The sequence below is a fragment of the Nonomuraea rhodomycinica genome, assembly GCF_013363995.1.
Classification (GTDB): domain Bacteria; phylum Actinomycetota; class Actinomycetes; order Streptosporangiales; family Streptosporangiaceae; genus Nonomuraea; species Nonomuraea rhodomycinica.
This window is the reverse complement of record NZ_JABWGO010000005.1, coordinates 435,481-459,173: the sequence shown is the minus strand read 5'-3', so window position 1 is coordinate 459,173 and position 23,693 is coordinate 435,481. Positions and strand designations below refer to the sequence as shown.

The 23,693-nt window shown below is 74.2% G+C and carries 20 protein-coding genes; 10 read left to right on the top strand and 10 right to left on the bottom strand.

The window, feature by feature from the left end:
• The first annotated feature begins 40 nt into the window (after positions 1-40).
• Complete coding sequence (locus tag HT134_RS23565) at positions 41-2,107, top strand: hypothetical protein (protein ID WP_175602600.1); 2,067 nt, start codon at positions 41-43, stop codon at positions 2,105-2,107.
• A gap of 90 nt (positions 2,108-2,197) precedes the next feature.
• On the opposite strand, the gene HT134_RS23560 is transcribed toward HT134_RS23565, so the two are convergent.
• The 6 genes from HT134_RS23560 to HT134_RS23535 form a co-directional block, all read right to left on the bottom strand.
• On the bottom strand, positions 2,198-2,707 hold the full coding sequence (locus HT134_RS23560; RefSeq protein WP_175602599.1) for a thioredoxin domain-containing protein: 510 nt from the start codon (positions 2,705-2,707) through the stop codon (positions 2,198-2,200).
• A 108-nt stretch (positions 2,708-2,815) separates the two neighbouring features.
• A complete protein-coding gene (locus tag HT134_RS23555; RefSeq protein ID WP_175602598.1) occupies positions 2,816-3,007 on the bottom strand; it encodes a hypothetical protein in 192 nt (63 codons plus the stop codon).
• A gap of 78 nt (positions 3,008-3,085) precedes the next feature.
• Positions 3,086-6,133: an AfsR/SARP family transcriptional regulator gene (locus tag HT134_RS23550; RefSeq protein WP_175602597.1), complete on the bottom strand. Its 3,048-nt coding sequence runs from the start codon at positions 6,131-6,133 to the stop codon at positions 3,086-3,088.
• Between the two features lie 45 nt (positions 6,134-6,178).
• Positions 6,179-6,640 (bottom strand): S26 family signal peptidase, encoded by a 462-nt coding sequence (locus HT134_RS23545; protein ID WP_175602596.1) that lies wholly within the window; start codon positions 6,638-6,640, stop codon positions 6,179-6,181.
• Positions 6,641-6,757: 117 nt separating this feature from the next.
• A complete protein-coding gene (locus HT134_RS23540; RefSeq protein ID WP_312888354.1) occupies positions 6,758-7,645 on the bottom strand; it encodes an aldo/keto reductase in 888 nt (295 codons plus the stop codon).
• Position 7,646: 1 nt separating this feature from the next.
• Positions 7,647-8,591 carry a Rossmann-fold NAD(P)-binding domain-containing protein gene (locus HT134_RS23535; RefSeq protein ID WP_175602595.1) on the bottom strand — a complete coding sequence of 315 codons (945 nt, stop codon included), beginning with the start codon at positions 8,589-8,591 and terminating at the stop codon, positions 7,647-7,649.
• Positions 8,592-8,671: 80 nt separating this feature from the next.
• On the opposite strand from HT134_RS23535, the gene HT134_RS23530 reads away from it, so the two are divergent.
• Complete coding sequence (locus HT134_RS23530; RefSeq protein WP_312888376.1) at positions 8,672-9,565, top strand: LysR substrate-binding domain-containing protein; 894 nt, start codon at positions 8,672-8,674, stop codon at positions 9,563-9,565.
• A gap of 7 nt (positions 9,566-9,572) precedes the next feature.
• Here HT134_RS23530 and HT134_RS23525 read toward each other — a convergent pair whose 3' ends face one another.
• On the bottom strand, positions 9,573-10,835 hold the full coding sequence (locus HT134_RS23525; RefSeq protein WP_175602593.1) for an MFS transporter: 1,263 nt from the start codon (positions 10,833-10,835) through the stop codon (positions 9,573-9,575).
• A gap of 63 nt (positions 10,836-10,898) precedes the next feature.
• Positions 10,899-11,861, bottom strand: coding sequence for a GlxA family transcriptional regulator (locus HT134_RS23520; protein WP_175602592.1), 963 nt, complete (start codon positions 11,859-11,861; stop codon positions 10,899-10,901).
• A gap of 71 nt (positions 11,862-11,932) precedes the next feature.
• Between HT134_RS23520 and HT134_RS23515 the strand changes: the two genes are divergently transcribed.
• The gene (locus HT134_RS23515; protein WP_175602591.1) at positions 11,933-13,198 is read left to right on the top strand and encodes an MFS transporter; all 1,266 of its coding nucleotides are present in this window, start codon (positions 11,933-11,935) and stop codon (positions 13,196-13,198) included.
• Positions 13,195-13,854 (top strand): peptidyl-tRNA hydrolase, encoded by a 660-nt coding sequence (locus HT134_RS23510; RefSeq protein ID WP_175602590.1) that lies wholly within the window; start codon positions 13,195-13,197, stop codon positions 13,852-13,854. Before HT134_RS23515 ends, HT134_RS23510 begins: the two co-directional genes overlap by 4 nt.
• Before the next feature lie 37 nt (positions 13,855-13,891).
• Here HT134_RS23510 and HT134_RS23505 read toward each other — a convergent pair whose 3' ends face one another.
• Complete coding sequence (locus HT134_RS23505; protein WP_312888353.1) at positions 13,892-14,857, bottom strand: DUF3616 domain-containing protein; 966 nt, start codon at positions 14,855-14,857, stop codon at positions 13,892-13,894.
• 101 nt (positions 14,858-14,958) lie between these two features.
• Here HT134_RS23505 and HT134_RS23500 point away from each other — a divergent pair, with 101 nt between their 5' ends.
• The 6 genes from HT134_RS23500 (at position 14,959) to HT134_RS23475 (ending at position 21,786) form a co-directional block, all read left to right on the top strand.
• The gene (locus HT134_RS23500) at positions 14,959-16,035 is read left to right on the top strand and encodes a hypothetical protein (protein WP_175602589.1); all 1,077 of its coding nucleotides are present in this window, start codon (positions 14,959-14,961) and stop codon (positions 16,033-16,035) included.
• A gap of 37 nt (positions 16,036-16,072) precedes the next feature.
• Positions 16,073-18,001, top strand: a complete 1,929-nt coding sequence (ftsH, locus tag HT134_RS23495; RefSeq protein ID WP_175602588.1) for an ATP-dependent zinc metalloprotease FtsH — start codon at positions 16,073-16,075, stop codon at positions 17,999-18,001.
• A gap of 103 nt (positions 18,002-18,104) precedes the next feature.
• The gene (locus HT134_RS23490) at positions 18,105-18,668 is read left to right on the top strand and encodes a DUF937 domain-containing protein (protein ID WP_175602587.1); all 564 of its coding nucleotides are present in this window, start codon (positions 18,105-18,107) and stop codon (positions 18,666-18,668) included.
• A gap of 16 nt (positions 18,669-18,684) precedes the next feature.
• Positions 18,685-19,266 (top strand): Maf family protein, encoded by a 582-nt coding sequence (locus HT134_RS23485; RefSeq protein ID WP_175602586.1) that lies wholly within the window; start codon positions 18,685-18,687, stop codon positions 19,264-19,266.
• Between the two features lie 10 nt (positions 19,267-19,276).
• Positions 19,277-20,035 carry an EI24 domain-containing protein gene (locus HT134_RS23480; RefSeq protein ID WP_217708224.1) on the top strand — a complete coding sequence of 253 codons (759 nt, stop codon included), beginning with the start codon at positions 19,277-19,279 and terminating at the stop codon, positions 20,033-20,035.
• A gap of 314 nt (positions 20,036-20,349) precedes the next feature.
• Entirely contained in the window at positions 20,350-21,786 is a 1,437-nt protein-coding gene (locus tag HT134_RS23475; protein WP_175602585.1) for a DUF4192 domain-containing protein, read from the top strand.
• A 92-nt stretch (positions 21,787-21,878) separates the two neighbouring features.
• Here the strand turns inward: HT134_RS23475 and HT134_RS23470 are convergent, their stop codons facing one another.
• Positions 21,879-22,787: an alpha/beta hydrolase gene (locus tag HT134_RS23470; RefSeq protein WP_246365006.1), complete on the bottom strand. Its 909-nt coding sequence runs from the start codon at positions 22,785-22,787 to the stop codon at positions 21,879-21,881.
• Positions 22,788-23,693: the final 906 nt, after the last annotated feature.

The following is a 23,693-nucleotide window of genomic DNA, read 5'->3' as shown; positions in this document are numbered from 1 at the left end:
CGGCCGCGTGCTCGTCGTGGGTGTGGAGAGGGTGGCAGCCGTGTTCGACGGTGTGGACGAGGTGCCCTGGGGTCGTCTCGGTTACGACTCCCGCGGTGGTGGGCGGGTGGGGGACCTGCTGCGGGAGATCGTGGCGGCGCGGCCGGGCAAGGGGGACGACTCGCCGGTGTGGCGCCTCAGGCACGGGCTGTTCGTCACCCATGTGCCCGACGAGGTCTGCGGCGCGGCCCCCTGCCTGGTGCCCTATCTGATCGAGGGTGCTCGGGGCGCGCGGCAGCCCCATCGTGGTCTGCTCCTGGACCTGCTCACGGACATGGCGCGCAGCGCGCCGTACCGGGACGTGCTGAGGGACGCCGCCGCCGGTCCCGAGCCGGACCACGTGGCCCTGGCGCGCGAGGCGATGGTCGCGCACGCGGACGCGCTCGTGGGCTTTCTGGACGACGTCGCCCGGAAGGTCGTGGTGGCGGCGGCCCGTCTGCTGGCCTGCCTGCCCGAGGCCGCGCCCACCGTCCTCCCGGCCTTACGCGCGCGGGCCGAGAAGGGGGCCCGGGTGAAGATCAGGGCCCGGGGCGCCAAAGGCCAGCGGAGCGCGGACGGGCCGGGCCCGATGACCGCCGACGCCGGCGCGGTGGCCTGCGTGCTGGCCGTGGCGTGGCTGGCGGCGGGCGACCACGTCGAGTGGTTCTCCGGCCTGGCCGGCGCCGAGGACGCGCATCGCGACGTGCGCGCCGCGGCGGCGGCCGGGCTGGCGCTCGCCGAACCCGCGGCGCCACCCGCGAGCGAGGCGGCGATCACCCTCATGGCCGACGCGGAAGCCGACCCGGCCACGACACTCCAGCACACCCGCATCCGCTGGCACGGCGACGCCGTGACCCCTCTCGGCACGGCGCTGATCCAGGCCGAGCACTGGCAGCGGGCTCTCGTCCGGCAGCTCCTGGCCCGTCCCGGGCACCGGGAGACCGACCAGGCCCTCTACCTCGCCGGAGAGGCGATCGCGTCCTGGCGGGCGTCCGCGGTGGAGCTCCTCCCGGCGCTCGCCGGCAAGGTGCGGGAGCTCAGGTCCGTCGCGCCTCCCCACAGGCGCCGGATCGGGCAGGAACAGCCGCTCGTGCACGCGGTGAGGGTGATCTCGCAGGCGGGACAGGCGGCCGCGCCGCAGGCGGACCTGATGGCCGAGATGCTGACGGGAGATCCGGCCGGACCGTGGCCCGAGGTGGCCGCTCCCGCCGTGCAAACGCTGGCCGTGCTCGGCGACGGGCGCTGCGTGCCGTGGCTCGCCGCGGCGTTCCGCCACGGGTTCGGCCGCCTCAGGGACCTCGACGTGCTGGAGGCGATCCCGGCCATGGCCGCGCACGCGGACGCGCTGATGCCGGCCCTGACGCACTTCCTCGGCCCCGCGTCGCGAGGGTCCGGCGGGTTCGAGCACCTCGAGTGCATGAACGCGCTGGTCTCGTGGCGGGAGGCGGCGGCGCCGCTCCTCCAGCCGATCGCCGACCGGCTCACCACCACGTACCTCGCCTCCGCGTTCCCCCTGTTCGCGGCGCTCGGCCCGGCAGCAGCCGAAGTCGTGCCGCGGGTGCGTGCCGTGCTCGGCGACGAGGCGCACCGGCACGAGGCCGCCTGGACCCTGTGGCGGATCACGGGCGAGACGGGGGAGGCGCCGGCGCTGCTCACGCGACACCTCGCCCGCTACGGAGGTCACTCGGCGGGCGACGTCGCACCCCTGCTCGAAGAGTTCGGCCCCGCCGCCGAGGAAGCCGTGCCCGTCCTGCGCGCGCTGTACCACGACGAGTTCGCCGACCGTTTCGACCGGGTGGCGATCGCGCGGGCCCTGTGGGCGATCACCGGCGAGCCCGACGGGCTGGTCGCGCCGCTGCGGGACGCCATCACCACCAGACCCTTGCCGGGCGACGGCTGGTGGCGAGGGGCCGCGTCCGCGCTGCGCGCCGTCGAGGGGCTCGGGATGATGGGCCCGGCGGCGGCCGAGGCGGTGCCCGCGCTGGAGGTCATCGCGAACGGCCGGGCCCGCGTGACTCGCCGCGACGTCCCGGCGGACGAACGCTACCAGCGCGCCGCACGGCAAGCGCTGGCCCTCATCCGGGCGTGACGTCGAGAGCCTGGGTGCGGAGCAGGGTTACCTGTACACGGTTGGTCCGAGGGGACGTTCCGGGATCGGTCGCGTGGCGCGTCCGGCCGCTCACGCGTGGTGCGGCCGGTGGGTCGCCAGGCCGGTCAGTTCCGTGTCCGCCGCCACGACCACGCCCTCCGCGCCCGTACGCAGGAACGTCGGGAACGCGCTGATGCCGACCGCCTCCGTGATCCGCAGCGCGTCGTCGCCCGTGACGACCTCGGCCACGCCGCTCATGAGCTCGATGAGGTCGTCCGCCTTGCCGGGATCGCCCGACACGACCGCCAGGGCGCCGCCGTCCTCCCCGCGGGCCGCCGCCACGAACTCCGGCGCCCGCTCGTGACACGTGTCGCAGTCCACGTCGAAGAAGCCCACGAGCCGGGGCCCGGCCGCGTCCTCCGGCAGCCTGCGCCCCACCAGGACCCTGGGGTCGTAGGACATGGGTGCCATCGCCCCGCCGGCCAGGCGCTGCAGCTCGGCGGTGTGCTCGCGCAGCCGCCGGAGGACGCCCGTCATGAGCACCAGGTTCAGCAGGCAGAGCAGGCCGACGAGCACGACGGCGGCGATCAGGAAAGCCATGGGTGACCTCGCATCAGACGGTGGACGGCCGTGTCGGGCTGTGGAGGGGCGGTTCCGGCGCGGGTCCGCGGGCGGTGGGGACCGCCGGCGGACCCGCGCCTCACGGGCTCAGGCCCCGCAGGTCCTGAACACGTAGCAGGACCCGCAGTAGGTCTTGCCGCCGCTGAGCATGCAGATCTTCTGGTAGTCGGAGCGCTCCCGGCAGTAGCAGTGCACGTAGTACTCGTAGGCTGCCGCGGACGTCTTCGGCACCAGCTTCTCGAGAATCCGGTCGCCGAGCCTGCCCAGGACGTTGGACATGGATCCACGCTCCTTTCCGTAGCGATGCGGTCGGCCGAAAAGCTATTTGGGGGACATACAGCGGCCCATACAGCCGCTCTACAACCGGGCCGTGAGCAGCCGCTCCAGGGCGGGGTCGCGGCGCAGGGCCCGGTCGGCGAACAGCTCGCCGGCGCGGCGCGCGTCCGCCTCGGCGCGCGGGTCCGCGAGGGCCGTGCGGGCCCGGGCGAGCTGCCGCGCCCCGGCCGCCTGCCCGTAGGCGTCGCCGATGCGGGCGGTCAGCTCCAGGACGCGCACCAGGTCGGCCTCGGCCGCGGCCGGGTCGCCCTGGCGCAGCAGTATCTCGGACCTGGCCAGCCGCGCCTCCCACTCGTCCTCGCGGTTGCCGGTCTCCCCGCAGCGGGCCAGCGCCTCCTCCAGCGCGGCGAGTGCCCGTTCGCGCTGGTCCAGCAGCCCGTACGCGCGGCCGAGCGCCGCCAGCGTGATGCTCTCGCCGTACAGGTCGCCGTCGGCCCGGCGGACGGCCAGGCAGCGCTCGAACCGGCGGGCCGCCTCGGCGTGCCTGCCCAGCCGGAGCAGCACCTCGCCCAGGTTGTGGCCGACCAGCCCGACCCGGCTGGAGCCGTGGGCCTCCAGCAGCCGCAGGCTCGCGGTGATGTGGTCGAGCGCCGAGCCGAGGTCGCCGGTCTGCATGCCGAGCCAGCCGAGGTTGTGCAGCGCCAGCCCCTCGGCCTCGCCGTCGCCCACCTCGCGCCAGAGGTCCAGCGCGCGGCTCATGAGGTCGCGCGCCTCCTCAGCGCGGCCCGCCCGCCACTCCAGCAGCCCGAGGGTCACGAGCGTGGCCGCCTCCGCCGGCCGGTCGCCGTCGCGCCGCGCCACGCCGATCGCCAGGCGGGAGAGGGTCTCCAGCTCCCGCCAGTGGCCGCCCTTCATGGCCACGGCCTTGACCAGCGGCATCAGCTCCGTGACGAACCGCGCGACGTCCGGCTCGCCGCGCGCGGCCTGCGCGGCGGCCGCCACCAGGCAGCGCAGCTCCGTGTCGAGCCAGCGCACGGCCGCGGCGGGTCCGGACAGCAGCGGCCCGGGGTCGCGCCCGCCCCCGGGCCGGTGTCCGGCGGAGGGCGCGCCCGGGCGCCGCACCTGCCCGGGGTCGCGCCCGCCGCTCCTGGGCCGACCGCCGCCCCGCAGGTGCGGCTGCAGCAGGTCGCGCATCTCCCGGCAGAGGCCGAGGTACGCGTCGAGGGCGCGGCGCAGCGCCCGGGCCCGGTCCTTCGGCCGGTCGTGGGCCTCGGCCAGCTCGGCGGCGAACAGCCGCAGCAGGTCGTGGACGCGGTAGCGGCCCTCGGCCACCGGCTCCAGCAGCCGTGCCTCGGCCAGCTCGTCCAGTGCCGCCTCGGCCTCCTTGCGCCCGGTGCCGGCCAGCGCCGCGGCCAGCTCCACGCCCATCTCCGGCACCTCCAGCACCCCGAACCGGCGGAACGTGGCCCGGGCGGCGCTCGTCAGCGTGTCGTAGCCGACCTGGAAGCAGGAGCGCAGGTTCAGGCCGGGCGCCCGCAGCTCGTCCAGCCGGTCGCGGTGGTCGCGCAGCCGTTCGCCGAAACGGGTGAGCGACCAGTCGGGGCGGGCGGCCAGGCGCGCCCCGGCGATGCGCACCGCGAGCGGGTGGCGGCCGCACCAGCGGGCGATCTCGGCCGCCGCCCCGGGTTCGGCGGCCACGCGGTGCTCTCCGGTCAGCGCGGCCAGCATGCGCACGCAGTCGGCCTCGCTCAGCAGCCCCACGGCGACGGGCACGGCGTCCATGGTGGTCAGCGCCGCCCGGCTGGTGACCAGGGCGGCGCAGCCCGTGTCGGCAGGGAGCAGCGGAGCCACCTGGGCCGCGCCCACCGCGTTGTCGAGCACGACCAGGATCCGCCGGCCCGCCAGCGACGACTGGTAGAGGGCCGCCGCCTCGGCCGGCACCGCCGGGACCCGGCCCGGGGGTACGCCGAGGGCGCGCAGGAAGCGGCCCAGCGCCTCGGCCGGGCTCAGCGGCGGCAGGCCGGGGGAGGAGCCCTGGAGGTCCACGTAGAGCTGGCCGTCGGGGTACCGGCCGGCGACGGCGTGGGCGGCGCGCAGCGCGAGCGCCGACTTGCCCGTCCCGCCGGGGCCGTGCAGCGCGAGCACCGCCGGGCCGCCGCCGGGCCCGGGTTCGGCGGTCAGGACGGCCCGCAGGGCCGCCAGCTCCGCCGTACGGCCGACGAAGACCTTGGGGGCGGGAGGCAGCTGGCGTGGCCCGCGCTCACCGCGCCCGCACGCGACCGGCCCGCGCTCGCCCGGACCGGCCTCGACCGGCGCGCGCTCACCCGGGCAGCGGCCGGCGGGGCACCCGGCCTCCGGCGGCGCGGCCATGGGCAGGGGCGCGGGCTCCGGCGGGGCCAGCAGTCCGGCGTCGCGGCGCAGCACCGCCTGGTGCAGGCGCAGCAGGTCCGGCCCCGGGTCGATGCCCAGCTCCTCCGCCAGCACCCGGCGGGCCACCGCGAACGCCTCCAGCGCGCCCACCACGTCGCCGCTGCGGTAGAGCGCCACCATGAGCTGCCCGTGCAGCCGCTCCCGCAGCGGATACTGCGCGACGACCTCGCGCAGCCGCCCGACCGCCTCGGGATAGCGCCCCAGCAGGAGCTGGATCTCGGTGTGCTCCTCCACCACGCCGAGGTAGCGGTCGGTGAGCCGGGCCACCACCTCACGCAGGCTCGGCCCGAGCGGCACGTCCTCGGCGGCCATCCCCTCCCACAGCGACAGCGCCCGGCTGTAGGCGTCCAGCGCGGCCCCGAGGTCGCGACGGGCCAGCGCCCGGCCGCCGTGCCCCGACAGCTGCTCGAACTGGAACAGGTCGAACTCCTCCGGCTCCACCCGCAGCAGGTAGCCGGCCTCCGAGGTGACCAGCCGCTCGGCCGCGGGATCGGCGGAGGGCGGCAGCAGCTTGCGCAGCTGCGTGAGGTACGTGCGCAGGTTCGCCACGGCGGAGCGCGGCGGGCGGTCGTCCCAGACCTCCGTCACCAGGGACCGGACCGGGACGACGTGACCGGCCCGCGCCAGCAGCATGGCGAGGACGGTGCGCTGCTTGGGCGCCGTGATCCTCACCGCCGAGCCGCGGGCCTGGATCCGCATCGGGCCAAGAAGTCGGAACTCCACGGGCGTGCCCTCCGCTCCGGTCTAGAGGGCGGACCCGCCCAACCGGCGCAACGCGACCCCGAGCAGCCTGTCGGCGTGGAAGAAGCCGCGCTGCCGGGAGTCGAAGCTGCGCTCGTTGTCGCCGTAGACCACGAGCGCGCCGGCCGGCACCCGCTCCACGTCCCCCTCCACGGGCACGTCGGGAGGGACGGGGTCGCCGGGTAAGGCCACGGCCCGCTTGATGTTCCAGCGCCGGCCGTCCGGTCCGGGCGGGCCGGGCAGGATGCGCCCGGTGGGGTCCGGCGTCGGCTCCAGCACCACGACGTCGCCCCTGGACACCTGGTCCAACCGCCGCCGTCGCACCAGGATGCGGTCGCCGTCGTTGAGCGTCGGGGCCATGCTGACCCCCTCCACGGCGACCACCACGTAACGCCGGCGGGCCAGCAGCACTCCCGCGACCGCCACGGCAACACCGGCGAGCAACCCGCCGCTGATCAGCTTCATCGCGCTCTTCCCTGGTCGGGACCGAAGATTGATCTTTGCCAGGAACGATCTCCGTTGCGCCGCGACGCTGTCAAGAGAGAGGGTCAGACGGGCAGGCCAGTGCTGGTGGCGGCGCCGTCAGGGACAGCGGGCGAGCTCCGCGTCCGTCAGTGTGAGGGCCGCGGCGGCGGCCGAGTCGCGGATCGTCTCCGGGCGGCTGGCCCCCGGGATGGGGATGACCACCGGCGAGCGGGCCAGCAGCCAGGCGAGCGCGACCCGCTGCGGGCTGACGCCGCGCTCGGCCGCGATCTCGTGGAAGGCGGCCATGCGCGGGTCGCGCTCCTGGCCCGAGGGGCCGTCCAGGGAGCTGCGCGACAGGCCGCCGAGCGGGCTCCAGGGCAGGAATGCCAGGCCGAGCCGCGCGCACAGCTCCAGCTCGGGCTCGCTGTCGCGGACCGCCGGGGAGTAGCGGTTCTGCACCGAGACCAGGCCGTCGCCGAGGATGTCGCGGGCCTGAAGGATCTGGGCGGTGTCCACGTTCGACACCCCCGCCATGCGGATCCTGCCCGCGTCGAGGAGGTCGCGCAGCGCGCCGACGGACTCGGCCCAGGGCACGGCCGGGTCCGGCTTGTGCAGCTGGTACAGGCCGATCGCCTCCACGCCGAGCCGCCGCAGCGAACCCTCGCAGGCCCGCTTCAGGTGCTCGGGCGTCCCCGTGACGGTCCACGAGCCGTCGCCGGGCCGCCCTCGGCCGCCCTTCGTGGCGACCAGCACCGCGTCGCGGTCGCCGCCGTAGGAGGCGAGGGCCCGGGCGACCAGCTCCTCGTTGTGGCCGGTCTCGCCCGCGTGCCAGTGGTACGAGTCCGCGGTGTCGACGAGCGTGACGCCCGCGTCGAGGGCGGCGTGGATCGTGGCCACGGCCCGCTCCTCGCCCGGACGGCCCTCGATGGACAGGGGCATGGCGCCGAGGCCGACGGCGCCGACCTCCACGGGGCCGAGGCGGCGGGTCAGGGATCGGGCGCGCACGTCAGGCCGCCTTCAGGTGGCCGAGCGTCGCGGCGACGGCGTCGGGCAGCCAGTCGGCGGTGGCCGAGAGCGGCAGGCCGAGCCGGGCGGCCAGGCCGTTGTCCATGGCGTAGTGGCGGTCGAAGGAGAATGGCGACGCCTCCTCGCCCGGCTCCACCACCCGGTACACCGGCCTCCGCCCGATCCGCTCCCCGATCGCCGCGCACAGCGTGAGCACGTCGAGCGGCCCGTGCGAGCAGGCGTTCACGGCGCCGGCGTGGCCTGAGGCCGCCACCCGGTACAGCAGGCCGGCGATCTCCTCGTCGTTCGTGAACGAGGTCGGCGACGGGTCGCGGTGGACCGCGATCGGCCGGCCCGCGAGGATCCGCTCGGCGTAGTGCGCGAGCCGTCCGGTGAAGTCGCGCGCCCGCACGCCGAGCACGTGCGCCGAGCGCACCGCGACGAACGCGAAGGCCCCCTCCCGGGCGAGCACCGCCTCGGCCCGCCGCTTGTCCTCGGCGTACCGGACGGCCTCGGCGGGCAGCCGGGACGCGCCAGGACCGGCCGGGCCGCCGTCCACCGGCCACGCGGCGGGGTCCAGCGACTCCTCCGTGACCGGCGTCCCGGGGGCGGCCGGGGTGACCAGCGCGGAGGTGGCCGGGTCGTACACCTCCATCGTGGACGTCATGACGTAGCGGGGAGTGCGCCCGGCGAAGACCCGCCGCGCCAGCGCCGCCTGGAGCGGCGTGTAGCAGACCTGGTCGATCACCACGTCGAACGCGCGCCGCCCGAGCGCCGCGCGCAGCCCGTCCTCGTCGTCGCGGTCGGCGACCACGTGCGCGACCCCCGGCGGCGGCGCGGCCGAGCCGCGGTTGACCACGGTGACGGCCGTGCCCGCGTCGCGGAGCAGTTCGATGAGGCGGAGCCCGAAGTAACGGCTCCCGCCGATGACGCATACGCTCTTCACGGCACCGAGCCTGCCGGGGCGGGGCGGTGAGCAGAAGTGCCGACCTGCTTACGAGGCCGTTAGGAGAACTGTTGATCGACGTGCAGCGGCTCCGGGTCCTGCGCGAGGTGGCCCGCCAGGGCAGCTTCGCCAAGGCGGCCGCCGCGCTGCTCTTCACGCCGTCGGCGGTCTCGCAGCAGATCGCCGGCCTCGAACGCTCGGTCGGTGCGCCCGTCGTCGAGCGCAGCACGCGCGGCGTGGTGCTCACCGAGCCCGGACGCCTGCTCCTGGAGGCGGCCGACGTGGTCTTCGCCGAGCTGCGCAGCGCCCAGGAGCGCATCGACCGGATCGCGGCCGGCCGGCCCCGCCTGACGGTCGCCACGTTCAGCAGCGGCGGCCGGCGCCTGCTGCCGGAGGCGCTCACCGCGTTCGTGGCCGCCCACCCCGACGTCGAGGTGAACGTGCTGGAGCGCGAGCCGGAGGACGCCCTCCCCCTCGTGCGCGAGGGGGTGGCCGACCTCGCCCTCGCCTACCACTTCGACGGCCCGCTGCCGCTCGTCCAGGGCGACCGGCCGGTCCTGGAGTGGACGCCGCTCATGGAGGACCCGCTGTCGGTGGTGCTGCCCGCGGGGCACCGGCTGGCCGGCCGCGAGGCCGTCGAGCTGGCCGAGCTGGCCGGCGAGCGGTGGGTGCTCGGCTGCTCCAAGACGGAGGCGTTTCTGCGCCGGTACGCCGAGCGGGCCGGGTTCGAGCCGGTGTTCGCCGGCGGGACCAGCGACTACTTCTTCGCCCAGGCGCTGGTCGCCGCCGGGGTGAGCGTGTCGCTGATCCCGGAGGTCGCCCTGGACCGCTCGGCCGCCGGCGTGGCCGTCGTGCCGATCCGGCCGCCGCGCCCGGCCCGCCACGTCGGGCTGGTGACCTCCCGGCGGCCGGCCGACCCCGGCCTGGTGGAGGGGCTGGCCGGGCTGCTGGTGCGCGCCGCCGGTCGGCGCTGACCCGGGGTCACGCGCGCTCGGGGTGGCGCTGCCGTACGGGCGTGAGGAGCGCGACGAGCGCCAGCACCAGGCAGGAGGCGCCGGCCACGACGAACACCGTCGTCGCGCCGCGATGCTCGGCGCCCCAGCCGAGGACGGCCGCGCCGACCGGCCCGAGCGAGAAGTGGATCGTCCAGAACGCCGACGTCACCCGCCCCAGCAGGTGCGGAGGCGTCACCTGCTGGCGCAGCGACATGGAGCAGATGCCGGCCACGCTGACGCACGCCAGGTACAGGGCCATGATCGCGGCCACGGCCCACACCGTGCCCGCGAGCCCGAGGGAGAGGATGGCGAGCCCCGACACGACCTGCGCGCCGATCCACGAGGGCCCGAACCCGAGGGTCCGCCGCACCCGGGCCACGAGCATCGAGCCGGCCATCGTGCCCACCGCCCCGACGCCCAGCACGAGGCCCACCACGGAGTCGCTCTGGCCGAGGTCGTGCTTGAGCCGGTAGATCACGATGTCGGTCAGCCCGAGCGTCATGAAGATGAAGAACGACAGCAGGATCGTCAGGGTCCGCAGCACGGGGTGCCGGAACAGGAACTCCGCCCCGGCCAGCAGCTCCCGCCACGGCCGTCCCTCGCGCGCCGGTTCCGTGGCCTGCGCGGACTCGACGGCGTATCGGGAGGAACGGGTCAGCAGCACGCCCAGCGCCGACAGCGCGAAGCTGGCCGCGTTGATGGTGATCGCGGCGGTCGGGCCGAAGTGCCCGGCCACCACGCCGGCCAGGGTGGGTCCCAGGACGCCGGCCGCGGCTGCCGTGGCGTACAGCATGCCGTTGGCCTCGGTGACGCGTCCCTCACCGGCCAGGCCGCCGACCGCGGCCACGTACGTGACCTGGAAGACCATGCCCACGGCCGCGGCCAGCGGGAGCACGGCGTACAGCAGCCACACGTGCGTCCCGAACGCCCAGACCACCGGGATCGTCGCGAACAGGACGAGCCGGATGAGGTCGCAGGCGATGAGCAGCCTCCTGCGGTCGAACCGGTCGGCGAGCACCCCCGCGAACACCCCCGCCACCACCGACGCCGTGCCCGCCACCCCGGTGAGCAGGCCCATCTGCGTGGCCGAGCCGGTGACGTTCAGGATGAGGAGCGGCACGGCGATGAGCGCGAACGAGTCGCCCGCGACCGACAGCGTCTGCGCGCACCAGAAGATCAGGAAGTCGCGGTCGCGCCACAGTGAGCCGGGGCGGGGCGATCGGCCCACGCCGATCCGGAGGGAGATCACGCCGGTGAGGGTATCCCTCGCGCCCGGCGCGCCGCCGCCCGATTTCGCCCGCCGAGACGGCGCTCAGCCGCAAGCGGCGGCGCGGCGGAAGGTGTGGCGGTAGGCCAGCGGCGCGACCCCGACGGCGGCGTACAGGTGCTGGCGCAGCGACACCGACGTCCTGAACCCCGAGCGCCGCGCCACCTCCTCCACCGGCAGGTCCGTGGTCTCCAGCAGCAGCCGGGCGTGCTCGACCCGCTGCCGGGCCAGCCAGCGGGCCGGACTCATGCCGGTCTCCTCCCGGAAGCGCCGGGTGAAGGTGCGCACGCTCATCCGCGCGTGCTCCGCCAGCGCCTCCAGCGGCAGGTCCGCGTCGAGGCGGCCGAGCATCCACGACCGGGTGGCGCCGGTGCCGCTGCCGCCGGTGTCGGGCAGGGGCCGGTCGACGTACTGGGCCTGCCCGCCCTCGCGCCAGGGCGGCGTGACGCACCGGCGGGCCGTCCGGTTGGCCACCTCGCTGCCGTGGTCGCGCCGGACCACGTGCAGGCACAGGTCGAGGCCGGCGGCCACCCCGGCCGAGGTCAGCACGTCGCCGTCGTCCACGTACAGGACGGACGGGTCCAGCCGCACGCGGGGGAACAGCGCGGCGAAGCGGGGCGCCTCCCGCCAGTGGGTGGTGGCGGGACGGTCGTCCAGCAGCCCCGCCGCGGCCAGCACGAACGCCCCCGTGCAGATCGACATGACCCGGGGACGGCCGCGCAGCGCGTCCCGCAGCTCGGCCGGGAGCGTGCCGTCCTTCATGGCCCGGCCGGCGAGGATGCCGGGCACCACGACGGTGTCGGCGGTGTCGAGCACGTCGAGGTCGTGGTCGGGCACGACGCTGTAGCCGGCGGCGCACCGTACGGGCCGGCGTCCGGGGGAGCAGGTCACCACCTCGTACAGCTTCTCGCCGGAGGCCGTCTCCGCGGCCCAGAACACCTGGCCGGGAACCCCCAGGTCCAGGGGCGAGAAGTGGTTCAGGACGAGGACCGCGACCCGGTGCGTCATGGCCCGATTCTTTCACAGGATGGCTTTCCGGCCACTCGCGGCCGTCACGCCCGCTCCCAGAGGATGGGCCCATGACGTTGAGCACCCCTCCTGTCCGCACGCGCGGGATCCATCGCGCCTGGTTCGTCGCGGCCGTCGCGTTCGTGGCGATCCTCGGCGCCGCCGGCTTCCGCGCCACCCCCGGCGTGCTGATCACTCCTCTCCAGGAGGAGTTCGGCTGGTCGAAGGGCACGATCTCCCTCGCCGTCTCGATCAATCTGGTGCTCTACGGCCTGACCGCCCCCTTCGCCGCCGCCCTCATGGACCGCTTCGGCATGCGGCGCGTGGTCGCCGCGGCCATGCTGCTCGTGGCCACGGGCAGCGGGCTGACCGTCTTCATGACCGCGAGCTGGCAGCTCCTGCTGCTGTGGGGCGTGTTCGTCGGCCTGGGCACCGGGTCGATGGCGCTGGTCTTCGCCGCCACCGTGGCCGACCGGTGGTTCGTCCGGCACCGCGGCCTGGTCACCGGCGTGCTCACCGCCGCCGGCGCCACCGGGCAGCTCGTCTTTCTGCCCGTGCTCGCCCGCCTGGCCGAGGGGCCGGGCTGGCGGGTGGCCTCGCTGACCGTGGCCGGCTCCGCCCTCGCCGTGGTGCCGTTCGTGTGGTGGCTGCTGCGCGACCGGCCCGAGGACGTGGACACCACCGCGCTCGGGGCCGACCCCGAGGCCCCGCGCGTGGCCCCCGCCACGGGCAACGCGGCGGTGCGCGCGCTGTCGGTGCTGCGCTCGGCGGCGCGCACCCGGCCGTTCTGGCTGCTCGCGGGCGGCTTCGCCATCTGCGGCGCCAGCACGAACGGCCTGGTCAGCACCCACTTCATCCCCGCCGCCCACGACCACGGCATGGCCGAGCCGACCGCCGCGGGCCTGCTCGCCATCGTCGGGATCTTCGACGTCGCCGGCACGATCGCCTCCGGCTGGCTGAGCGACCGGATCGACCCCCGGGTGCTGCTCGGCGTCTACTACGGGCTGCGCGGGCTGTCGCTCATGGTGCTGCCGAGCCTGTTCGCGGCCACCACCGAGCCCAGCATGCTGATCTTCATCGTGTTCTACGGCCTCGACTGGGTGGCGACCGTGCCGCCGACCGTGGCGCTGTGCCGGCAGGCGTACGGCGCCGACGGCGCGGTCGTGTTCGGCTGGGTGTTCGGCTCCCACCAGGTGGGCGCCGCGATCGCCGCCGTGGCCGCCGGTCTGACCCGCGACCACCTCGGCGCCTACGACCTCGCGTGGTACGGCTCCGGCCTGCTCTGCCTGGCCGCCACCGGCATGTCGCTGGCCATCCGGCATGCTAGGGGGCGATGAACGACTCCGAACTGATGGTCCTGCCCCTCGTCGTCAGGATCGAGCGGGCCGCTCCCCCCGAGCGCACCGACGCCCTGGAGGCCGCGGCGATGGCCGTGCTGAGCCTGCTCGACGACCCGGGGGAGTGGACGGACGAGCTGCACGCCTGGCAGTCCACGGGCAAGATCCGCAAGGTCGTGCGCCGGGCCCGGGGCGCCGAGTGGCGCCGGGCGTCGGCGCTGCCCGGCCGTACGGTCGAGCAGCGCACGGCCGAGGTGCGCGTGCACCCTCCCGTGCCGCTCGACGCCTGGCCGCGCGACCTCGCGCGGCTCCAGGTGTCCGGCACCGAGCTGACCGACACCCGCGAGCTCGGGCCGGCCGAGGCGCCCGTCCTGTGGGCCAACCCGGGGCTGTCCATGTCGGCGGGCAAGGCGATGGCGCAGGCCGGGCACGCCGCCCAGCTCGCCTGGTGGGCCAGCGACCGGGCCGAGCGCGACGCCTGGCGCGAGCGCGGCCTCACGGTCAGCGCGCGCACCGCCGCCCCCGGCGACTTCGCGGCCCTGGTCGCCGCCGGGCTGCCGGTGGTGCGCGACGCCGGGTTCACCGAGATCGAACCCGGGTCGTGCACGTTCGTCGCGGAGGCGCCGTGGCTGTACGGCCGCGTGTCCAGACCGTGAAGAGGCCGGGTGCAGGGTGGCTACGGCGTGAAGCCGGCTACAGCGTGAAGAGGTCGGCCAGGACGCCGCCCTCCGGGGTGATCCGCGCGGGCGACGGGCTGTCGTAGACCACCATCAGGCGGCCGTCGCGCAGGACGGTGAGGCCCTCCGGGTGGTCGCAGTCCACCCCGTAGGGCAGCTCGGCCAGTGTCTCCAGCTGGTCCGCCGGCACCAGGTCGCCGGCGTGCCGCGTCCGCCAGCGCACCACCCGCACCGGCCCGTCGAGGCTCATGCTGGGGCCCGTGAGCAGCAGCAGGTCGCCGTCGTACGGGGCGATGTCGCGCACCCCGAGGCCGCCGAGGTCGAGGAAGTGCTTGCGGACCGGCCCGTCGAGGCGCAGCCGCCCGCCGCCCGCCTCCACCGGCCTGATCTCCAGCACCACCGCCCAGCCGCGCAGCACCGGGCCGCGCAGCCCCAGGTACACCCGTTCGCCGTCGACCGCGACGCCCTCCACGTCGAAGCCGTTGTCCTTGCCCGGCAGCGCCAGGAACGGCGCCAGGTGCGGGTCGTCCGCGAGCCGGGCGGCCACGTTGTCCCGGCCTGACAGGACCGACCCGGGCAGCGGGGCGTTGGTGACCGGGTCCAGCGGCAGCCGGGCGAGCAGGAACCGGTTCTCCTCCCTGACCACCGCGGCCAGCCGGCGGGCCGCCTTGGCCGGGTCCGTGGACCTGACCCGCCGCCGCTTGAGGCTGTGCGAGCCGACCGCCCACAAGTGGCCGTCGGCCAGGGCCAGCCCCTCGATGTCGGCCTCGTCCTCGCGCCCGGCGGGCAGCCGCACGTAGTCGTCCAGGAAGAACGTGCGCTGCCCCGCGTACCGCTCGCCCGTCCACACCAGGTGCTCGACGGTCGCGGTCTCGTCGCCGGCCACCCAGAGACCGGTCTCGTCCTGCAGGAGCGCCGACAGGTTGGTGTGCGTACGGGCCTCGCGCGAGGCCGGGTCGAATCGGAGCTCCACCTGTTCCACGCGGTCACGATTGCACTTCGGTCGCTTCTCAAGCGGAATGGCGGGATATGTCGTACGCTCCGGTCGTGCTCCAAGGGGATGATGGGACCAACGGTTCCGATGTGACGACTGTGGCGCGCTCCGGCACCCCTGCCTCCCCGCCCAAGCGCTCCCGCATCGGCGATCTGCGGATGCGGGACGTGTACCGGGGGCTCGCCGTGGTGGCCGCGGCGGCGGCGGTCGCCGCCGGGGTGGTGTTCGTGCTCCCGTCGGGGCCGGACGAGGTCGCCGCCGGGCCGGTCGCCGCGCCACCGGCCCAGCCGTCCTCGTCCGGCGCCGCCGTCCAGGAGACGCCGACCGTCCTCGGGACGACCGCGGCTCCTTCCGACGCGGCGTCCGCGCTCCCTTCCGACGGGACGACCGCGCCTCCTTCCGGAGCGGTGACCGCGGTCCCGGAGGAGACGTCGGCGGCCGTCCCCACGCTCGCGGTCACCCTGACGGCCACGGTCGCCGCCGGCGCCCCGGCCACGGACGCGCCGACCCCCGGGCCCAGCGGCGTCGCCGCGACAGCTCCCCCCACCGCTCCCTCGACCACCCTGACGCCGTCGCCGCTCGCGGCCACCGGCCGGCCGGTCCCCACGCCCGGCACCACGCTGGCGCCCGGCTACACCGCCATGGAGGCCCTGTACGCCGACGCCCGCCTCCCCCGGTTGCCCGCCAAGGCCCGCCGCGTCCCCCTCAAGGCCGCCCCCGGCCGCACGGTGAAGGACCGGCGCTCCGGCGTGGTCCTGCCGCGCCTGGCCAAGCCCTGGAAGACGTACGGCCCGGCGCCGTTCACCACCCGGCAGGTGCTGCCGCAGGCGCGCGGCTCGCGGCTGCGCGGCATGTTCGTGACCTGCCCGCTGCCGATCGAGGAGCAGAAGGCGCCGCGCGACAGCGCCCTGCTGGCCGCCCGCTGGACGCTGAACCACCACCCGAAGGGCGCCACCATCACCTGGCTCGCCTCCCAGCCGGTCAAGAAGGGCTGGCTGCTGATGTACCGGGTGAAGTACGGCAGGCACAGCTCCCGCGCTGCCGTGGTCGTGCTCGACGGGGGAATGCCGAAGCCCGCTCTGGCGTTCGTGACAGTGCCTGACACGCAGCGGAAGCGGTGGTCTGACGTGACCCGCGTCATCTCCGGAGTGCGTGTCTTAGGGTAGAAGGATCATGTAATGCGGCGATTTGGGGAGTGACGCCGTGGAACGCTCTGGAACGCCGCAGGCTCCTGACAAGGGCAAGGCCAAGCCGCCGTGGCGGGCTGAAGGCCTGCCGGGCACGCCCGGCGGGAGGCCGAAGATCAACTGGTGGCGGTTCGCCGTCACCCTTTTCGTGGTGTACGCCGTGTTCTTCCTGGCGTCGTCGTTCTTCGACAACAGCCAGGTCGAGACGATCTCGTACACGCAGTTCACCCAGCAGGTGAACGCGAAGAACGTCAAGGAGATCTACGCCACCGGCCTGTCCGTGGAGGGCGACCTCAAGAGCGCCGCCAAGGACCCCGACAGCGACAACCAGACCTACACCCAGTTCCGCACCGAGATCCCCGCGTTCGCCGACACCGACCAGCTCTCGCAGCAGCTCCAGGGTTCCGGCGTGGACATCAAGGCCGAGCCCATCAACGGCGGACGCGGCTTCTTCCTCAACCTCCTGCTGTCGCTGCTGCCCGTGCTGCTGCTGGCCGGTCTGTGGATCTGGATCATGCGGCGGGGCGCCAGCATGATGGGCGGCGGCGGGCTCGGCGGGCTCGGCAAGTCCAAGGCCGCCAAGCCGGTCGAGGCCGGTCAGGTGCGGGTGACGTTCGACGACGTCGCCGGCATCGACGAGGTCGAGAACGAGCTCGTCGAGATCGTCGACTACCTCAAGGACCCCGGCAAGTACCGCAGGCTCGGCGCCAAGCTGCCCAAGGGCGTGCTGCTGGCCGGCCCTCCCGGCACGGGCAAGACCCTGCTCGCGCGGGCCGTGGCCGGCGAGGCGAAGGTGCCGTTCTTCTCCGCCAGCGCCTCCGAGTTCATCGAGATGATCGTCGGCGTGGGCGCCTCGCGCGTGCGTGACCTGTTCGAGGAGGCGCGCAAGGTGGCGCCGTCGATCGTGTTCATCGACGAGATCGACGCCATCGGACGCGCCCGCGGCGGCGCCGGCGGCATCGGCGGCCACGACGAGCGCGAGCAGACGCTGAACCAGATCCTCACCGAGATGGACGGCTTCTCCGGCGCCGAGGGCGTCATCGTCATCGGCGCCACCAACCGGCCCGAGGTCCTCGACCCCGCCCTGCTGCGGCCCGGCCGCTTCGACCGCACCGTCCAGGTGGGGCTGCCCGACGCCGCCGGCCGGATCGCCATCCTGGAGGTCCACACGCGCGGCGTGCCCCTCGACGGCTCGGTCGTCCTGGAGCGGCTCGCCCGCACCACGCCCGGCATGACCGGCGCCGACCTCGCCAACCTCGTCAACGAGGCGGCCCTGCTCGCCGCCAAGCGCGGCAAGGAGAAGGTCACCAGCGGCGACTTCGCCGACGCGCTGGAGAAGCTCCAGCTCGGCGCGGCGCGCAGCATCGTGATGCCCGAGGAGGAGCGCAACCGTACGGCCTACCACGAGGCCGGACACGCCCTGCTCGGCATGCTCCAGCCCGGCGCCGACCCGGTGCGCAAGATCTCGATCATCCCGCGCGGGCGGGCGCTCGGCGTCACGCTGTCCACCCCCGACACCGACCGCTACGCCTACGACGAGCAGTACCTGCGCGGGCGCATCGTCGGCGCGCTCGGCGGGATGGCCGCCGAGGAGGTGGTGTTCGGCGTGGTCACCACCGGCGCCGAGAACGACCTGGAGCAGGTCACCATGATCGCCCGTGGCATGGTGGGCCGCTGGGGCATGTCGGAGAAGATCGGCCCGCTGACCGTCCTGCCCAACGACGGCCAGCAGCCCCAGGCCTCGCCCGCCACGCTCGCGATGGTGGACGAGGAGGCCCGGCGCATCGTGGACGAGTGCTACGAGCGGGCCCTGGAGGTGCTGCGCGGGCACCGCGACAAGCTCGACGGGATCGTGGCGGCGCTGCTGGAGCACGAGACGCTCGACGAGGCCGACGCGTACGCCGCGGCGGGCCTGACCCGCGAGCCCCAGCCGGTCGAGAGCTAGCCCTTTCCGACATTTAACGCAATTTAGCGCAATTTAGCACAAAACGGACAGTAGTCGGATCCAGTCACGGGAACGCCTCCGCAGAAGGAACGGGGGGACTCTCATGACCCTGACCGATGAGATCCTCGACCGGCTCGGCGATCCCGGCCTGGAGCAGTTCGCCGGGATGCTGGGCACCTGCACGGCCACCACGCGCACCGTGCTCCAGGTGGTCACCGGCACGATCGTCGGTGGCATGGCCCGCAACGCCGACGACCCCGACGGCGCCGAGGCGCTGCGCGGCGCGTTGGAGGACCACGTGGACGCCGACCCCTTCAACGGCGACATCGCGTCACTCACGCGTGACGGCCAGAGCATCCTCGGGCACGTGCTCGGCGCGCAGGGCACGGAGCAGGCCGCCGCCGAGCTGTCCCGCCTCGCGGGGGCCGACCCGGCGGCCCTCATGAAGATCCTGCCGCTCGTGGCGCCGATGGTCATGTCGGTGCTGGCCTGCCACGCCGCCGAGCACGACATGGAGGCCCGGGACGTCGCCGACGTCCTGCACCGGGAGCAGGCCGCGCTGCCGCTGCGCCTGACCGACTTCGTCGAGGCGCTGCTCGACGGCGTGTACGGCCCGCCGGCCCCGCTCCGCGCCCGCACCAGGCCCCGGCCGCAGGTCGACTGGTGACCGGTAAGCTGGGACGGTGATCGTTCTGGCCTCACAGTCTCCCGCTCGCCTGGCCCTTCTCCGCAGTGCCGGGCTCGACCCCAAGGTCATCGTCAGCGGGGTGGACGAGGAGGCGTACTCCGCCTACTCGCCCGCCGCCCTCGCCCTCGAACTGGCCAAGGCCAAGGCCACGGCCGTCGCCGACGGGCTGGAGGAGGGGCTGGTCATCGGCTGCGACTCGATCTTGGAGCTCGACGGCAGGCCGTACGGCAAGCCCGCCTCCGAGGAGGAGGTCGTGGAGCGCTGGCGCGTGCTGCGCGGCCGGACGGGCCGCCTGGTCACCGGCCACTGCGTCGTCGACGTGGCCGCCGGCCGGCAGGCCGCCGAGGTCGCCACGACCGTCATCCGCTTCGGCCAGCCCAGCGACGAGGAGGTCGCCGCCTACGCCGCCACGGGCGAGCCGCTCGGCCTGGCCGGCGCGTTCAGCATCGAGGGCCGGGGCGGCTGGTTCGTCGACAGCATCGAGGGCGACCACGGCAACGTGCTCGGCATCTCGCTGCCGCTGATCCGGCGGCTCTTCGACGAACTCGGCTACGCGGTGACGTCGTTCTGGCGCTAGCCTGCCGGGCATGCGATCAGTGCGCGACTTCCTGGCGGGCGTGGGCTTCTTCTTCCAGGGAGTGGGGTGGGTCGCCCGGCACGGCCGGTGGTGGCTGTTCGGCCTGATCCCCGCGTTCATCGCCTTCGCCATCTACGTGGCCGGGCTCGTCTACCTGGGCACCAACGCCTCCGGCCTGGCCGAGACGCTGACGCCGTTCGCCGACACGTGGGCGTGGCGCGACGCGTTCCGGGTGATGGTGCAGGTGATGCTCTTCCTGGGCGGCCTCGCCCTCGCGGTGATCACGTTCACCGCCGTGACGCTGGCGATCGGCGAGCCGTTCTACGAGAAGCTGTCGGCGGCCGCGGACGAGCTGCCCGGCGAGGTGGACGAGCCGTGGTGGCGCACGGTGCCGCGCTCCATCAGGGACAGCCTGGTGACGCTGGGCTGGGTGATGGTGTTCAGCGTGCCGCTGTTCTTCCTCGGGTTCGTCCCGGTGCTCGGGCAGACGGTGGTCCCGGTGCTGGGGGCGGCGGTGTCGGGCTTCTTCCTGGCGGCCGAGCTGACGACGCTGGCGCTGGAGCGGCGCGGGTACGCCCGCAAGCAGCGCTTCGCGCTGCTGCGCGGCCGCAAGGGCCTGGCGCTGGGGTTCGGGGTGTCGGTGTTCGTGCTGTTCCTGGTGCCGTTCGTGGCGGTGGTGGCGATGCCGGCGGCGGTGGCGGGGGCCGCTCTGCTGGTACGGGCGGAGCTCGCGGACGACGCCCCGGCTCCCGCGACGCCTCTGCCGTAGGTCTCGCTCGTACGGGGGCCTTCAGCGGCGACCGCATGGCGCTTCTCCCGCGCCCACGCCGGCCGTTCCCGGAGGGTTCGGGTCGTGCCGCGGGGCCGGCGCGTGCGGCCTTGAGACGGCGAAGCCGCCGCCGTTCGTCGGAGTTGCCGCCGTTGCCGGGGACGTCCGGGGCGCTTCCTCAGCGGGACGCCGGCCGCTCGTCAGGGAGGCTTGGCACAGTCCGCTGTCCACAGCCCCTCCCAGACCATCACCCTCATCCCCAGAACTCCATTCGCCCGCCCGCCCCGCCACCCCCCTCCGGCACCCTCTCCGCCATGACGACCAACACCCCCGAGCCCTCCCTCACCCTGGCCGGCCCCGCCGACGTCCTCGCCGCCGTGCCCTACCTCGTGGGCTTCCACCCCGCCGACAGCCTCATCGTGGTCGGCCTCGCCCGCAGCCAGGTGAAGGTGGCCGTCCGCTGGAACCTCCCGTTCCCGCCGGGCACCCTGGCTCCGCTCCGGCACCTGTGGAAGCGGGAGGGCGTCGACCGGGTCATCGTCGTCGGCTACGGCCCAGGGGAGCAGGTCACTCCGGCCGTCGACGAGGCCAGGTCGCTGGCGGCCGGGGCCGGGGTGCCGGTGGACGAGGCGCTCCGGGCTCATGAGGGGCGCTACTGGTCGTACGTGTGCGACCTGCCGCAGTGCTGCCCGCCGGAGGGCACGCCGTACGATCCGCGCTCCAGCCGCGTCGCGGCCGAGGCGACCGTGCGCGGCCTGGTGGCCCTGCCCGACCGCCGATCCCTGGAACGCACCATCGCCCCGCTCACCGGCCCCGTACGCCTGGCGATGCGAAGGGCGACGTCCGAGGCGGTGGCGGAGACGCGGGCCGCGCTCGTGAGGTGCGGCGACGCCGACTCGTTCGCGTCCGCCTGGGTCTCCGCCGGCCTGGCGAGGATGCGTACAGTCCTGACGGCGCACGCCGCCGGAGGTCGCGTCGGCGACGCCGAGGCCGCCCGGCTCGGCCTCGACCTGACCGTCATCCGCGTACGCGACGAGGCCTGGACCCTGACCGACAGCACCCACCTGGGCCTCTGGAAGGACCTCACCCGCAGGCTGGAGCCCCGCTTCGTCCCGCCCGCCGCGTCGCTGCTCGCCATGGCCTGCTGGCGCGCCGGTGACAGCACCCTGGCGACGATCGCCCTGGAACGCGCACTCGCCATCAACCCGGCCTACTCCATGGCCAACCTGCTCATGCACGCCCTGCAGTGCCTGCTCTCGCCGGACATGCTCCGCGGCCGCCTCCCCACACCGGCCGAGCTCGACACCGCGATGGGCCCCGCCCACGCCGGCTGGCTCTTGCCGTTGCTGTCCGTCCTGGACGAGGAGGATCCGCCCGCAGCCGCCCCCGATGAAGCCCACCCGCCGGCCACCTCACGGAACGAGAGCCACCCATCCTCCTCCACCCTCACGAACCATCGGCGGGCCACCCGAGGAAGGGACGAGCACCACTCTCGCCCCGTCACCGAGCGCCAAGACGATCCCCAAGCCTTCGCGGAAGATCAGAACGACCCGCCAGCCACCTTGGGGGAGCAGAACCACCCGTCCTCCACCTCAGACGGACAGAAGGACCTGCCCTGCCTCCCGACCCCGCAGAACGACCTGCCCTCCACCTCGAACCCTCCGAGCAGGCGAAACCACCCAGCGCCCGCTCCACTGCGCCAAAGACAAGCCCACGCAGCCTCGGAGAAGAATCATGCTCCGGCCGCCTGAGCGCCCCCACGCACAGCACAGCGTTCCCCAGGACCCCGTCACGATCGGACATCCACATATGGGGAGGCACCGAACCCGATACGCCTACCCCCTCAAGCCGTGCGCCCCCGGACGACGGCGAGCGAACCGCTCCACTCCCTGACGCGGGCCAGCAAGGTCACGGCGGTGGGAAGCGGATCGGCGGCAAGAACGCTCACGTGGAAGGCGTGCGGCATGTCGTCGTAGAGGTCGAGGCTGACCGTCCCCGCAGCCTCGGACACCGCCTGTGCGAACCGCCGCGCGTCATCGAGGAGCACCTCTCTCGACCCGGCGACGACCAGCAGCGGCGGCAGCCCATGAAGGTCGCCGTGGAGCGGGGACTGGGGTCCCTGATCCGGCCGGGCGCCGGCCAGGTACTGCGTACGGACGTGGTCGAGCACGGCCCGGTCGACGACGTCCTGGCCGTCGTTGGCGTCGATCGAGGGGCTGGACAGCGTGAGGTCGGTCTGCGGCGAGATCGCCAGCGCTCCCGCGGGCAGCGCGTCGCCGTCGTTCTTGAGCACGAGCAGCGCCGACAGCACCAGCGTGGCGCCGGCGGACTCACCGGCCAGGATGATCCGGGAGGCGGGCACGCCCTGGGCGAGCAGGCTCCGGTAGGCGGTCACCACGTCTTCGATGGCGGCCGGATACCGGTGAGCCGGGGCGAGGCGATAGTCCACGGCCAGGACGGGGCGGCCGGTCGCCTGGGAGAGGCGGTAGGCCATGATCTGTTCGAGGTGGGGATGGGTGTACTCGAAACCGCCTCCGTGCGCGTAGACGGTCACTCCGCTCACCGACACCGCATCGGCCGGCGACTTCTGCGGGGCGGTGACCCATGTACCGGGAATACCGCCGGTGTGCGGCAACAGGGCGGTGAGGTCGGCGTCGGCCGGTAGAACGGGAGGCTGGGATCCCAGGGCTGTCATCTCGGCCAGAACCATGGCTCCGGCGTCGGGTGCCGCGGGGATGTGAGTGACGTTCAAGAACAACTCCTTTGCATGTGGGGAAGTGGCCCTTCCTCGTCCTGGGGGTGAGCCGTCGGAGGGAGGCACGGTCGAGGTCGGGCACATTGCGTTGTGGTCGGGCATATCGAGCTGAGGACAAGCCGATGGCGGCACGCTGGCCCAATGGCAGCGCTCACCAGCAGGCCCCTGGTGCCGTACCGGGCGAAGCGAGAACTGTGGTGCGAGCATCCGACGATTCGGCCTCAGCGGAAGCCCGGAGCAACCGTCACCATGCGGAACACGACAATGCAGGCCCAGCGCACGGCTTCTCGCCGCAGTCAGCCACCATGGCTGCCTGAGGTGACCTTGCTCGCCTACGACGGCGATGTTCACCTGTGGCGGCCATGTACACCTTGCGGTGTCTTGGCTACTTCGGCGGTGCGGTGGTGTTGCCCACCTAGGTGGCTGTGCTCGCCGCGCGGTGGCCTCACCTGCGTAGCCGTGTGCTGTGCTCGAGGTGCGGTGGTGTCGCTCGGCTGCATGGCCGCGCTCGACCTGTACGGGGATCGTTCTGGCACAGGTCGGCCATGCGCGGTTATGGCAGTTGTTCGACCACGAGCGTGATGTGGACGCGCGGGCCCTCGACCAACAGGATCACTACAGCCATTGCGGTGAACGCCTTGGTGAGCTACTGCGTTGCTCGGGTCCCGGGCTGGGCCTGCTCATCGAGCTCGTCGTGCGGTTGCCGTGCTCGTCCTGCGACGGCTGTGCTCAGCGCTGTCCGCGGGGAAGCCGCGCGGGCGTGGCCAGGATCAGATGCGACCGGTGAACTGAGACGTCACGAGATCAACCCCCTGATACGGTGCCTCCATGCCGTCGGCCTTCTCCTCACCGACGTCACGCGACACGCAGATCATTAGAGCCTCGCTTCCGCAGAGCTGTCAA

What these genes read in the sequence shown, in the direction of transcription:
- HT134_RS23560 (WP_175602599.1), bottom strand. Translation starts at nt 2,707, where the DNA reads ATGGCTTTCCTGATCGCCGCCGTCGTGCTCGTCGGCCTGCTCTGCCTG.
- HT134_RS23555 (WP_175602598.1), bottom strand. Translation starts at nt 3,007, where the DNA reads ATGTCCAACGTCCTGGGCAGGCTCGGCGACCGGATTCTCGAGAAGCTG.
- HT134_RS23550 (WP_175602597.1), bottom strand. Translation starts at nt 6,133, where the DNA reads ATGCGGATCCAGGCCCGCGGCTCGGCGGTGAGGATCACGGCGCCCAAG.
- HT134_RS23545 (WP_175602596.1), bottom strand. Translation starts at nt 6,640, where the DNA reads ATGAAGCTGATCAGCGGCGGGTTGCTCGCCGGTGTTGCCGTGGCGGTC.
- HT134_RS23520 (WP_175602592.1), bottom strand. Translation starts at nt 11,861, where the DNA reads ATGACGCACCGGGTCGCGGTCCTCGTCCTGAACCACTTCTCGCCCCTG.
- HT134_RS23515 (WP_175602591.1), top strand. Translation starts at nt 11,933, where the DNA reads ATGACGTTGAGCACCCCTCCTGTCCGCACGCGCGGGATCCATCGCGCC.
- HT134_RS23510 (WP_175602590.1), top strand. Translation starts at nt 13,195, where the DNA reads ATGAACGACTCCGAACTGATGGTCCTGCCCCTCGTCGTCAGGATCGAG.
- HT134_RS23490 (WP_175602587.1), top strand. Translation starts at nt 18,105, where the DNA reads ATGACCCTGACCGATGAGATCCTCGACCGGCTCGGCGATCCCGGCCTG.
- HT134_RS23480 (WP_217708224.1), top strand. Translation starts at nt 19,277, where the DNA reads ATGCGATCAGTGCGCGACTTCCTGGCGGGCGTGGGCTTCTTCTTCCAG.
- HT134_RS23475 (WP_175602585.1), top strand. Translation starts at nt 20,350, where the DNA reads ATGACGACCAACACCCCCGAGCCCTCCCTCACCCTGGCCGGCCCCGCC.